A 12,611-nucleotide genomic window follows, 5' to 3' on the forward strand; every position below is an offset into this window, starting at 1 on the left:
ACTGATCCGGCTCAGTCAGTGCCGCGCAGGGTGCGATAAAAGTCGTGAACATGGGGGGTCTCCCGATAGCCCTTGTCAGGCTCGGTGTCGTGGGTCAGCACCTCTTTGCCCACCACCCGACCGGTGGCACCGGCCAATACGCCTATGGTGGCGACCACGCCAACTCCCTTGATCAGATTGCGGCGGGACGGGTCTTTCAGCTGTTCATCGCTCATTCTTGTGACCTCTGTTGTTGTTCTTGCCGGCGCCTGCGCGCCAGCTTCGCGTCCAATGGGATATCTCGTCTGTTCGTTTTGTTATGCGCAGAACTTGTTATGCACAGCGTGTTATGCGCAGATAGGGGCGTTCAGCCCGGCACCACGCAGGCGCCAAACGGCAGGCGCAATTCGTTTTCCAGCTTGAAGAAATCTTCGGCAAGGGCGCCGACCGCCCGGTAGAAGCTCCCCCCTTTCGCCTGTTGCTGATCGCGGCAGCAGGCGAGTACCCAGGGGGCAAGGTGGCGCTCATAGAAGCGGTTGCGCTCCGGATGCTGCTCGCCAATCAGTACCGCCATCACCTCACAGAGGGCGGCCAGATGATCTTCCGGCTCGCACACTCCGCTCTGGCGCTCAAAACCGAGGGACTGGAGATCTGCACGCAGCACCGCCAGCGGCAGCTCCATCAAAGAGCCAGTGAGATACCAGGAAGCAAACGGCACAATCTCTCCGCGCCCCAGCCCGATAAAGAGATCCTGATACTCCTCGGCAAGCTCGTTTTCGTGTTGGCTGCTGGCCGCCAGCTGCACCAACCCCAGCCCTCTGGCAAAGGGGCCCGGCATAGCCTGCAACCCTTGCAGCCAGGCGAGCTGTTCGCCACGGGGAGCGGCGCGCCAGAGGCTCGCCAGCAGGGCGTAGAGATCGGCGCTGCTCTGTTCCAGTTCGGTCATGGTCAGTTCGCCAGCCTTTTCGTTATGTTGTTCACTCATCACTGGCCCCTCATACCTTGAGCTGGGAGACGGGATCCGCCGCCAGCGCCGCAAACACATCCTTGACCCGACAGTCCTCGCACATCAGCAGCCGCTGGGCGGCCTCGTTCTGGAAGTGGGAGTGACCGGCCAGTTTTTGCTGGATGCGGCGGATCATCGAGGCGGGCGCGAACGGCTTGGAGCAGCGAATGCAGCAGGCCGCCTCTTCGGCTTTCAGGCTCTGCACGGCGCGGCGCGCTTCGGGCACGGGTTGCAGACGGGGCACCAGCACGATGGCCTGCTCGGGGCACGCCTTTTCACACATGCCGCACTGGATGCAATCCTGCTCGATAAAGTTGAGGCCCGGCGTGTGCCCCACCGCATGCAGGGCACGGCTCGGGCAGACCGCCACGCAGCCCATGCAGAGGGTGCAGTCAGTTTCTTTCAATTCCACACTGCCGTAAGGGGCGCCGTGGGGCACCGCCAGCGGCTCGCGGCTCCCTTCGTTGGCCTGCCAGAGGGCATCGAAGGCGGCAAACAGGTTCTCCCGTTTATCCCCTTTGAGCGGCTTCTCCAGCAGGGCAACGGCTGTCTGGCCGGAAACAGGCTCACCAGCATCTGCGTCAAACAGGGCAATGCGATCGGCAGCGAGACCCGCGCCCGCCAAGAGCACGGCGGCGCTCGCCAGTTCCCGCTCAACCAATGCCCGCACACTTGCGGGAGCATCATCGCCCACCGCAATACGTACCGCGCTGGCGCCATAGGCAAGGGCGGCAAACCAGCTCTCGATGCCTAAGCTCGCGCTCTCCTCCACCCAGACTGGCAGCCAGTTGGCGGGCAAACGGGTGAGTTCGGCTTCCACCCAATCGCGCTCGCTTTCGCCGGCAATCAGCAGTTGGGGCGCTTCGCCACCCGCCTCCCGGTAGTGCTTGAGCAAGCGCAGCAGGTATTCGCCGCTGGTGTTGGCATCGGGCTGGTGATAGGCAATGGCGCCGGTCGGACAGGCAGAGGCACAGCTGCCAAAGCCCTGACAGAGATGGGGATCGATCTGGATGCGGCCATTGATGGGCTTAAGGGCATCGGTCGGACAGACATCTAGGCAGCGGCTACAACCGGGCACGCCGCGGGCGGTAAAGGCGCAGGCCTCGGGGTCGAGGCGAAAATAGCGCGGCTTGTCGAAGATACCGGTCAGCGCACAGAGCTCGGCAAGCCGTTCGGCTAAGTCAGCGTCATCGGCCAGATGCAGATAGCCCACCGGCGGGCGCTCCAGCGCAAAGAGCGGGGCGCGGCCCAGATCGGCCACCAGATCAAAGCGTGGCTGTTCACTGATAGCAGCCGTTTGCTGGGGGAAGCAGATCGCGGCGAGCTCAATCCGCTCACCCTGACCATTGAGGCCGGTAAACTGGAACTGCCCCAGATACCCTGTCAGGCTCGGCTCGCGCAGGGTCAGGGCCGCGAGGGATGCGGTGGCATCGAAAATGGTTTCGAGATCGGCCGCCTCGGCATCGTGGACCGCTTCGCTCACCAGCAGGGTGGGCTTCACCCCGGCGGGCAGCAGGCTGGCGGCGCGGCGAATGCGATCTTCCGGGCCGACCAGCAGCAGACGCCCCTGACTCTGGTAAGAAACAGTGGCCGGGATCAGGTTGTCGGTCTTGACCGTATGCTGCAGGGCATAGGCGCGAGCGCGCGCGTTATGCTCGGCCGCCCCCGCCCCATGGGCAAGATTGGAGGCTAGATTTGGGGCCAGATTTGGCAATGTTTGTTCAGTGCTCACATACGCTCCTGTGCGCGCCACCTCATGGGATGGGCGCTTGTTGGTAAGCCGAGAGAGCAAGAGGCGAGCCAACTCCCCCGGAAAAAAAGTGACTGACAGGGAGTCAGGATCCTGAGGGTTCCATTCCCCCACCTTTGGTTGGGACATTTTGTCCACCACAGGAAACCAAAATGTCCCGATCGTCAGTGGTGGTTTGAGAATGGTTATCAGCCAGCTCGTCGGCGGCAGGTTCGCTGACAACCGCCACCGGTTCAGCAGATCCGCTGGCCGGATTGGCCGATTCGCTCTCCGGGGCGGTTACCTGATCCACCAGCCAGTTGCGCAGCCCGGCGGTCAGGGCCGCAGGCAGCAATTCGGGCTGGCTGAAATCCTGGGTGTAGTCGTCGAGCCCATCCGGCTTGTGGCTGCGAAACATGGCCCGTAGCGCCTCCTTGTCGGGGAGTTTGGCCTTGCCCGGCTGCCCCATTGTTAGCGGCAGCTCGCCACTCTCGGCCCTCTCAACGGCAAGAGGTTCACAGCTCCCCTTGTCAGTGCTGACTACGGGGCTATCCAGCGCAGTATCTGTATTTCCAGCTTCGCCACTGCCTTCGATAGGGGCGGCAACTGCCTCGGGGATGGCCTCTTCCCTCGGCTGCAATGCCTGATGCTTGCGCGCCTCACTCTTGCGGGATGACCAGCGCTTGAGGAACTCACTCATGGGCGCGATTTCCGCTGTCACAGCCACGCTCGCGGCCATCGGGGCCGGTGGGTTTCACGGCGCCGCAGCTGGCTTGATCCTGGCTATCGACTCCCAGCTGATCCTGGGCCCGCCCCTTGCCCTTCTTGCCCTTGCGACGGGCCTCCAGCAGCTCGCCGTGGCGGCCGATAAAGGCCTCCACCCAGGCTTGCAGCGCTTCGGGCAGCGGGCAGGAGAGCACCTGCCGCTCGCCATCCATATAGGCGGCGGCCACGGTCTGGCTCAGGGTCAGGCCGTCGGCCACAAAACCACTGTCCACGCGGCTTCCGGTGACAAAGAGGCGGGGCGAGCCGGAGCTCAGGTTGAAGCGATAATCCCCCCGCTCATCGCGAAACAGGGTAAGGGGCAAGGCACCGGCAGACTCCGGTTCGGCTGGGTGGAGCGCCGCAATCTCGAAACGGCGGCTCTGCCAGCGGCCAACCTGGCTGTCGATGGCCTTTAACTCCAGTTGCAGCCAGCGCTGCGGGGGCAAGGTATTGATTGTCTCTTGCACTGTCACGGCTCCCATCAGAAGGTCTCTGCCGAGCCGCCCTCCCCCGTGATCCACCCCGTTCGAGGCGGTTCAGAGCAGGGGATTCAGGGCGGCCACGGCCATCTATGGGATAAGACTTAGCAAGAGTGGGGCCAAGGCGGGATGTGGCTTTCCTTCGAGGAGAGCAGGACACGTAGCACTTCCAATACGCGACCGTTCGAATACACTTCGCTATTCGAATCTACAGCCCTACGTTTTGCCAAAAAGGTAGGTATTCCAAGTTTTATAAAATATTTGGTTACACCTGTTTTGGACTGGCGGATTAGCTCTAACTTGATGTAACATGCCCCATACGACACCCATAAAAATCAATGCAAGAAATTGCTTGCCAATAAAAAGCATCGGCAACTGCAATTCACTGATGGGAGTCATGATGTTGGTGAGATGAAAATTGATTTAAAATATGAGAGGTCAGATTATATATCTGCTCTTTGATATAAATAATTATCTCACTTTTAACAAGAAAACTAAAAGATGGATTATAACAATGAAGTTTAACACTAAAAAAATTTTGGCATTCTCTACAGCATTATTGTTAAATAATTCCGCCTCTGCTGGCGACTTCTATATACATGATTCTTTTAGCTCAAATTCACTATCCAACTGGAATATCTACAACCAAACCTCCGAAAAATCTGACATAAAAGAGGAAAATAGCTCTCTAAAAGTTGTCACTCGGAACCCGCTGAAGGATTTCAAATTTTCTGGTGTATCAAAAACGTTTGAACCAAAGAGAAATATTTCTTTGAGCACCGTTGTGCAAGGAGATTTTTCAAATTTATCCAACATCAACCCTAGGGCTTACATTCAAATTTCTAATCTAGATGAAACAGAGGGAACATCCCTTGTTATCGGTAGAGATGGGGATAATTTCTGGGTTTCACAAGTTTGTATAAATAATAATGGATGCCTCCCACCCAAAGGACGTTATAGCAATATGTCAAAACTTCGACTCTCGATCATGAAAGTCGATGACATGATTAGAATGTATGTGAATGGCGACTTGGTTTATAGTGGCACGACGTCTTTGCAAGAAGTGAGTAAGGTTGTGTTGGGGGCGGGGGGAGCTAATACACCATATACTTTCCCTGTTTATTTCAATGAGTTCAGCTTGCATAGCGGAAACTAGTTTGATTTTTTAATTAACTGGGCCTTACATAGGTTAACAAAACCTACTTTTAAGGCCCTCTTCTTTATTTGTCACGTGCTGTAAAAATAATCTTCTATATCTCGGTCCACTTAATAGGTATCCAGCGGACTATCCCTTCCCCCATCATATTAAGTAAGCTCTATAACCCAGCTCGTTAATCTTCTCGGTGTGGATAATTCCTGTTTCATCAAGGTCATAGGTTAAACCTGTGCCTCGTTTGAAAGTAATCTGGAACAAAACTTGCTGTATCCCTCCCCTTAGATCCCGGCAACCGGTCGCGAGGGGCCCATGACACCGACCTTTATCAAAAGCAATGCTGCCGCCCAGCTCACCATGGCCGTCGAGGTGATGGATGAGCAGGGCACGATGAACACCCGCCAAATCGCCTGTGAGCGGCCACTGACGGTCTACCTCAACTGGAAGGAGATCGTAACACTGATGACGCTGGGGGCCCGCCCCGAGGCGCTGGTGTTGGGTTATCTGAAAAATCAGGGTTTTATCGAGGATATTGCAGCCATAGAGTCGGTGATCGTCGATTGGGAGAGTGAGGCCGCCGCCGTGGTGAGCAGCCAGCAGGCAGCCGATCTCGACAAGTCGCTGGAGAAGAAGACGGTCACCTCCGGCTGCGGTCAGGGCACCATGTATGGCAGCGTGATGAAGAAGCTCGAAGGGGTGGTTTTGGCGGCGCCCGAGCTTAAACAGAGCACCCTCTACGCCCTGCTCAAGGCGCTGTCGGCTCATAACGAAACCTACAAGATGGCCGGTGCCGTCCATGGCTGCGCCATCTGTCGCGGCAGCGAAATTCTCTCCTTTGTCGAGGATGTGGGGCGCCACAATGCGGTGGATACCCTGGCGGGCGAGCTCTGGATGCGCGGCGAGAGTGGCCACGACAAGATCTTCTACACCACCGGGCGGCTTACCTCGGAGATGGTGATCAAGGTGGCGCAGATGGGTATTCCGGTGCTGCTGTCGCGCTCCGGCGTCACCCAGATGGGACTGGATCTGGCCCGCCAGCTCGGCATCACCATGATTGCCCGCGCCAAGGGGCGCCATTTCGAGGTATTCAGCGGCCACAACCATATGGTGCTGGACGAGAAGCCGCCGGTGCTGGCGCCCAGTCCGGCCGGTCGCGGGATGCGGGATTAAGTCATGAACGAGTTTATGAACGTGAAGCAGGTGGCGGAATACCTCGATCTCAACGAGAAGAAGGTCTACCAGCTCGCCAACGAGGCGCGCATCCCCGCCACCAAGGCGACCGGCAAGTGGCTGTTTCCCCGCTCCCTGCTCGACCGCTGGCTGCTCGGCAGTTGCCACGAGGGGGTGATGAACGACCGGCTGCTGCTGGCGGGCTCGGACGACGTGCTGCTCCACTACGCCAGCAGCCGCTTGGCCCAGCAGCTCGGCACCCAGGCACTGGTGGGCTACACCCCGTGCGGCACCCGTCAGGGGCTGGCGATGCTGGCACGCGGCCATGTGGATCTCTGCGCCATCCACTGGGGGCAGGCCGAGGAGGCCCACCTGCGCCACCCGGCGCTGGTGCAGCAGTATCAGGGCCACCGGCAATGGGTGATCGTTCATGGATTCAGGCGGGTGCAGGGGTTGGTGCTGCGGCAAGGGCTGCAACCCAAGGAGGCGAAAGAGGCACTCGACTGGCGCTGGGCCATGCGTCAGGAGGGGGCTGGCAGCCAGCGCGCTCTGCAGGAGTGGCTGCAAACCCAGGGGGAGTCGCTGACCCGGCTGGAGCGCACCCTCGAGGTCAACAGCGAGCGGGAGCTGGCCGCCGCCATCAGCCGTGGCGATGCGGATGTCGGGCCCGGCGCCCAGAGCACAGCCACCGAGTTTGGCCTCGGCTTTATGCCGCTGTCGCAGGAGTGCTTCGATCTGGTGATGCCGCAGGGGGTCTTCTTTCGCACCCTGCTGCAACAGCTGATCGGCTGGCTGCAATCCCCCGAGGGGCGCGAGCTGGCGGTTCGCCTCGGCGGCTATGACCTGACCCAAAGCGGCAAGCTAGTGTGGAGTCCGCAGTAAATAACCACTCACCTACAGACAAAACAGCCCGCAACCATGTTGACGGGCTGTTTTTATAACGGGCCTTTTTATAACAGCCTCAATCGCTTGTCTCACGCCCCTCGGCATTGAGGGCGATGCGCCACCCTTCCAGTTTCGTAGGCTCGCTGCCGCTGGGCAGCAGGGCGTGGCTGCGCAGCCGCACGGTAAAGCAGCTCCCCTGCCCCGGGGTGGAGTCCACCAAGAGCTCCCCACCCCAGCGACTGATGATGCGGTGACTCAGGGCCAGCCCCAGCCCGGTGCCGGTGGCGCGGGTGGTGAAGAAGGGGTCGAAGATCTTGTCGATAATGGCCGCCTCGATGCCGCTACCGTTGTCGATCACCCGCACCTCGGCCCCGCGCAGCTGATCCAGTTCATCGACCCAGTCGCGGCTCTCGACCCGGATCTCCCCCTGCTCCCCCAGCGCGTGGCTGGCGTTGACCAAGAGGTTTATCAGCACCTGCAACAGCTGCTGGCGATCCGCCTCGATGGGCTGCTGGGCCCTGAGATCGGCCACCAGCTCCACCTGCTGCTGGCGCAGGGCGGAGCGCACCAGCGTCAGGCTCTCCTCGATGATGGGGTTGAGGTGCTGCCACACAGGCGCCGTCTCGTAATCGCCGGGGCGCGAATATTGCAGCAGGCTGCGGGTGATGGCACGAATGCGCTCGATCTGGGCCAGCACCAGCGCCAGCTCCTCGCTGACCGGCTCGGCCGCCTCCCCCAGCTCCAGCTTCATCAGCTCCACATTGCCGAGGATCACCGCCAAGGGGTTGTTGATCTCGTGGGCCACCCCGGCGGAGAGCTTGCCGAGGGCCGCCAGCTTCTCGCTGATCAGCAACTGCTGGCGCGCCTCGGTCAGCATATGGATATGATCTTCCAGCTCGGCGGTCTTGAGCTCGAGACTTTGGGTACGCTCGGCCACCTTCTGCTCCAGCTCGTCGGCGCTGCGAGCCATCTGCTGCTGATGCGCTTCTTGCCTGTCCAGCATTGCGTCGAACTGGCGACCGAGTTGGGCCAGCTCGTGGTCGGGATCGAGGGCCAGCGGGCCGATGCGAGCCGACTCCCCGGCCTGCACCTGCCGCACCACCTTGTGCATCCGCTCGATGGGGGAGAAGAGATCCCGCGCGCCGCGATAGACCAGCAGGCCGGAGAGCAGCAACAGCAGCACTACGCCGGAACCCAGCTCCACCAGATTGGTGAGGTAGGTGCGGATAATGGGCCACTCGAGAAAGCCCACATAGAGCATGCCGAGCCGCTCGCCCCTGGCTCCCAGCAGCGGCTCGTAGCCAGAGACATACCAGGCGTCGTGGACGAAGGCGCGGTCAACCCACATCTCCCCCCGCCCCAGCACCTGCTCGCGCACTGGCGGCGAGACCCGGGTACCCACCGCCCGGCCCACCTGACGGCTGCTGCTGACCGGCACATTGGTGCTCACCCGCAGATCGTCGAGAAACAGGGTAACGGTGCCGACGCTGCCATCCGGCAGGGTATTTTTGGCAAACACCTGCCCCTTGAGCTCATCCACCAGCCGGGTGCTGCCGTTGACAAGCTCGCCCCCCTCCAGCACGGCCCAAAGGGAGCCGTCTCGGCCCATCACCGGCGTCAGTGAGAGGCTGATCAGCCCCCGGTCCTCCACCACCCTGGTGCCATCCCGCTGCCACAGCACAGCCCGCTTGGCCAGTTGCGGGGAGAGGGCGAGCATCTCCTGCTGTGACCAGACCACGAAGTGACTGACGCTGCGCCCGGCCGTGAGGGCGGCCCGCTCCTGCGCCGTCAGCTGATCCAGCTCGGGGCCACGGCGCAAGCGCAGAAAATCGAGACCATAGTTGGCCGCCAGCGGCATCACCCAGTCATGCAACTGATCCGGCGATTCCCGCAGCCGAAGCTGAAAGGCCCAGGCATCGCGCAGATGCTCGAGATGCTCAGTCTGGCGCTGCTGCTGCACCGTGATGGCGTGGTGGGCCACCCCGAGATCGCTGCGCACCGTGGTGAGCAGGTTCTGCCAGCTGTAGGTGAGGGTCCAGTAGAGGGTGAGCGCGATCATGCCCACCAGGGTGAGCATGATGGGTACCGAGGTGAGCAGCAGCAGGCGCCAGCGCACCTTGGTGCGTACGCAACGGGGCAACAGGGCACGCATGCAGCGGGAGAGCAGGGTCAGTTTCATCGCCACCCCATCCGATCAGCCTTCCTCATTCGATGGCCCACTCCTTGAATTTGCGATCCAGCGTCTTGCGCGCCACCCCGAGCACCCGGGAGGCGGCAGACTTGTTGCCATCATGGCTCGCCACCACCTGCAGGATGTGGGCTTTTTCCACCTCCGCCAGCGGCCACGCCAGCGGATAACCCTCCTCGCTCGTGCCCTGTTCGGCAGGCTTGCTGCTCTGCCAGTAATCCGCCGGGGGCTTGCCCAGCAGCAGGCAGCGCTCGATGAGGTTGCGCAGCTCCCGCACGTTGCCGGGCCAGGGGTAGGCCTGCATCACTACCACATCCTCGTGGGTCCAGCTCAAGGAGCCCATCCCCATCTCGGCGGTGAGCTGGCGGGTAAAGTGGTGTACCAGCGCGGGGATATCGTCGATCCGCTCCCGCAACGGGGCCACCGGCAGCGCCACCACGTTGAGGCGATAGAAGAGATCTTCGCGAAAGCGGCCCGCCTCCACCTCGGCCTTGAGGTTGCGGTTGGTGGCGGCGACGATGCGCACATCCACCGCCAATTCGCGCTCGGCCCCCACCGGGCGGATGGCCTTCTGCTCCAGCGCCCGCAGCAACGAGGCCTGCATGGCGAGCGGCATTTCGCCGATCTCGTCGAGAAACAGGGTACCCTGATGGGCGACCCGGAACAGGCCGTCGCGCCCCTTGCGGGCGCCGGTAAAGGCCCCCTGCACGTGGCCAAACAGCTCGCTTTCCAGCAGCTCCGGCGCGATGGAAGCGCAGTTGAGGGGCACAAAGGCCCCCATCCGGCCGGAGAGTTGATGCAGGGCGCGGGCCACCAGCTCCTTGCCGGTGCCGGACTCCCCCTCCACCAATACGGCGGCATTGGAGGGGGCTACTCTGGCGATGAGCGTCTTGAGCTCGCGGGTCTTGGCACTGTCGCCAATCAGGGTGGGCGGGAAGAGCTTGCTCACCTCCCGGCGCAGCAGCAGGTTCTCCCGCTCCATCTGGCGGCGCTCGATGACTCTGTCCACCGCCTGCACCATCTGATCGAGGTTGAATGGCTTGAGGATAAAGTCGCTGGCGCCGAGGCGCAGCGCCTTGAGGGCGGTCTCCATATCGCCAAAACCGGTCATGAAGATAATGTCGCTGCGGCGAGTGGCCGGGTCGATGGCTTCGTGCCACTCGATGCCGGAGCGCCCCGGCAGCCGGATGTCGGCAATGATAAGGTCGAAGTGAAGGCGGCAGCGCAGGGCTTCCGCCTCCTCCACGCTGGCGGCAGTCTCAATCTGGGCGAAGCGCTTGGCCAGCGCCTTGGCCAGAAAGCTGCGCATGCCGGGCTCATCGTCAACGATAAGCAGGGAGAGGGCAGACCAGCGGCTGGGAGGGAGTGTCATGGAAAAAAGTACCTCGGATGCACGTACGGTCGGTGAATGTCCCGATAACCGGAACCTTAGTGGGACATTTTGTCCTTACCGTATCAAAAGCACCAACACCAATTATTAAAAGCGATAACAAGCTCACCTAATTGATTCTAATAAGCTTCTGTTTTTAAACGGCAAACCGTGAATACAGCGGCAAAGGAACGGTTTGGCACCCTGCTTGCTTACTCTTGCCCTCTCCTCAGCCACCCTGAAAAAGTTGCATCACGATGACGATAAAAACCAGCCTCAAACGTTTTGCCCTCTCCCTCGCCACCAGCCTGCTGATCGCCGGTGCTGCCCACGCCGAAGCGGATACTAATGCCACAAAAGCGCCGATCCGCCTCGCCACCACCACCAGCACCGAGCAGTCCGGTCTGCTGGGCTGGTTGCTGCCTCAGTTCACCAAGGAGACCGGTTATCCGGTGCAGGTGATGGCGGCCGGTACCGGCCAGAGCCTGAAGATGGGCGAGAACGGCGACGCGGATCTGGTGATGACCCACGCACCGTCTGCCGAGAAGAAGTTCGTTGATGCGGGCTTTGGCATCGAGCCGGTGCACCTGATGTACAACGACTTCGTCATCGTTGGCCCGGCGAAAGATCCGGCGGGTCTCGGCAAACTGCACGACGCGGCCAAGGGGCTGCAAGCCATCAAGGAGCAGGGCCAGATCTTTATCTCCCGCGGTGACGAGTCCGGCACCCACATCAAGGAGAAGACCCTGTGGCAGGCCGCTGACGTCAAACCCGAGTTTGCCGGTTACAAATCCATCGGCCAGGGGATGGGCCCCACCCTGACCATGGCCTCGGAGCTGGGTGCCTACACCCTGACCGACCGCGGCACCTGGCTCGCCTACCAGAGCAAGCTGGATCTCGCCGTGCTGCTGGAGGGTGACAAGCGCCTGTTCAACCCCTATCAGGTGATCCTGGTCAACCCCAAGCGCTACCCGGATCTCAACACCGAAGGGGCCCGCACCCTGAAAAACTGGCTGGTCTCCGAGCATGGCCAGAAGCTGATCGGTGACTTCAAGGTGGCGGGTCAGGCACTGTTTGTAGCGGATGCCAACGGGAAATAATGGCAACCCTGACCCCTGCGATGACCTTGCTGGCCCTCCCCCGGTTCGCTGAGGGAGGTGCCTGATGCCGACCCTGCTCGACACTACGTTGGCTGCCCTCGCCCTGCTGTTCAGTGGTGACACTGAACTGTGGCAGGTGGTGGGGGTCTCCTTCTCCGTCTCCTGCATCGCTCTGCTGCTGGTGCTGCTGCCCGCCTTGCTGCTGGGCTTTGCCCTGGCCTATCTGCCGCTGCCCGGCCGCTGGCTCTGGCTCTCCTGCATCAATACCCTGCAATCGGTGCCGACCGTGGTGATTGGCCTCTTGCTCTACATGCTGCTGTCGCGGGCCGGCCCCTTTGGCGACTGGAAGCTGCTCTTTACCCAGCAGGCGATGGTGGTAGGGCAGATGCTGATCGCCTTTCCGGTGATCGCCACCATGGCTCACGCGGCGTTTGTTCAGAGCGATCGGCGCGCCTGGGAAACCGCCCTGACCCTGGGGGTCTCCTGGCCCAAGGCGCTGATCGGCCTGATGCACGAGTGCCGCTTTGGCCTGCTGGCCGCCATCATCGGCGCCTTTAGCCGCATCGTCACCGAGGTGGGCTGCTCCATGATGGTGGGGGGCAATATCCTGCACTTTACCCGCAATATCCCCACCGCCATCGCGCTGGAGACCCAGAAAGGGGCCTTCACCCAGGGGGTGGCGCTCGGCATAGTGCTGCTCACCCTCGCCCTCTTGCTCAACCTGCTGCTGACGGCCTGTCGCGGCCACAGCTATCTGAAGAACTGACCATGCCCCCACTGTGTATCAA

At 61.3% G+C, this 12,611-nt stretch carries 12 protein-coding genes; 5 read left to right on the top strand and 7 right to left on the bottom strand.

Translation table 11 applies throughout. The annotated features are described in order from the left end of the window. Positions 1 to 11: 11 nt before the first annotated feature. The 5 genes from AB5Z09_RS10480 to AB5Z09_RS10500 form a co-directional block, all read right to left on the bottom strand. A complete protein-coding gene (locus AB5Z09_RS10480) occupies positions 12 to 215 on the bottom strand; it encodes a transcriptional initiation protein Tat (RefSeq protein ID WP_005303194.1) in 204 nt (67 codons plus the stop codon). A gap of 131 nt (positions 216 to 346) precedes the next feature. Then, positions 347 to 964: a molecular chaperone gene (locus AB5Z09_RS10485; protein WP_201974807.1), complete on the bottom strand. Its 618-nt coding sequence runs from the start codon at positions 962 to 964 to the stop codon at positions 347 to 349. A gap of 10 nt (positions 965 to 974) precedes the next feature. Continuing rightward, on the bottom strand, positions 975 to 2,717 hold the full coding sequence (locus AB5Z09_RS10490) for a 4Fe-4S binding protein (protein WP_368195259.1): 1,743 nt from the start codon (positions 2,715 to 2,717) through the stop codon (positions 975 to 977). Positions 2,718 to 2,820: 103 nt separating this feature from the next. Then, positions 2,821 to 3,414 (bottom strand): DUF3306 domain-containing protein, encoded by a 594-nt coding sequence (locus AB5Z09_RS10495; protein ID WP_368195260.1) that lies wholly within the window; start codon positions 3,412 to 3,414, stop codon positions 2,821 to 2,823. Beyond that, positions 3,407 to 3,961: a DUF3305 domain-containing protein gene (locus AB5Z09_RS10500; protein WP_279463492.1), complete on the bottom strand. Its 555-nt coding sequence runs from the start codon at positions 3,959 to 3,961 to the stop codon at positions 3,407 to 3,409. Before AB5Z09_RS10500 ends, AB5Z09_RS10495 begins: the two co-directional genes overlap by 8 nt. Positions 3,962 to 4,472: 511 nt before the next feature. Here AB5Z09_RS10500 and AB5Z09_RS10505 point away from each other — a divergent pair. The 3 genes from AB5Z09_RS10505 to AB5Z09_RS10515 all read left to right on the top strand — a co-directional run bounded on the left by AB5Z09_RS10505 (position 4,473) and on the right by AB5Z09_RS10515 (position 7,163). Beyond that, entirely contained in the window at positions 4,473 to 5,114 is a 642-nt protein-coding gene (locus AB5Z09_RS10505; RefSeq protein WP_368195261.1) for a hypothetical protein, read from the top strand. Positions 5,115 to 5,423: 309 nt separating this feature from the next. Next, positions 5,424 to 6,281, top strand: coding sequence for a formate dehydrogenase accessory sulfurtransferase FdhD (locus AB5Z09_RS10510; RefSeq protein ID WP_368195262.1), 858 nt, complete (start codon positions 5,424 to 5,426; stop codon positions 6,279 to 6,281). 15 nt (positions 6,282 to 6,296) lie between these two features. Then, entirely contained in the window at positions 6,297 to 7,163 is an 867-nt protein-coding gene (locus AB5Z09_RS10515) for a helix-turn-helix transcriptional regulator (protein WP_279503028.1), read from the top strand. Positions 7,164 to 7,242: 79 nt separating this feature from the next. Here AB5Z09_RS10515 and AB5Z09_RS10520 read toward each other — a convergent pair whose 3' ends face one another. Both AB5Z09_RS10520 and AB5Z09_RS10525 read right to left on the bottom strand, forming a co-directional pair. Then, positions 7,243 to 9,345 (bottom strand): cache domain-containing protein, encoded by a 2,103-nt coding sequence (locus AB5Z09_RS10520; protein ID WP_368195263.1) that lies wholly within the window; start codon positions 9,343 to 9,345, stop codon positions 7,243 to 7,245. A 25-nt stretch (positions 9,346 to 9,370) separates the two neighbouring features. Beyond that, positions 9,371 to 10,726: a sigma-54 dependent transcriptional regulator gene (locus tag AB5Z09_RS10525; protein WP_110302536.1), complete on the bottom strand. Its 1,356-nt coding sequence runs from the start codon at positions 10,724 to 10,726 to the stop codon at positions 9,371 to 9,373. A 254-nt stretch (positions 10,727 to 10,980) separates the two neighbouring features. Between AB5Z09_RS10525 and AB5Z09_RS10530 the strand changes: the two genes are divergently transcribed. After that, positions 10,981 to 11,823 (top strand): substrate-binding domain-containing protein, encoded by an 843-nt coding sequence (locus tag AB5Z09_RS10530; RefSeq protein ID WP_110302537.1) that lies wholly within the window; start codon positions 10,981 to 10,983, stop codon positions 11,821 to 11,823. A gap of 64 nt (positions 11,824 to 11,887) precedes the next feature. After that, positions 11,888 to 12,589 (top strand): ABC transporter permease, encoded by a 702-nt coding sequence (locus AB5Z09_RS10535; protein ID WP_005347674.1) that lies wholly within the window; start codon positions 11,888 to 11,890, stop codon positions 12,587 to 12,589. The last annotated feature ends 22 nt before the right edge of the window (positions 12,590 to 12,611 follow it).

The organism is Aeromonas sp. R2-2, assembly GCF_040908355.1.
In the GTDB taxonomy this organism is placed as follows: domain Bacteria; phylum Pseudomonadota; class Gammaproteobacteria; order Enterobacterales; family Aeromonadaceae; genus Aeromonas; species Aeromonas veronii.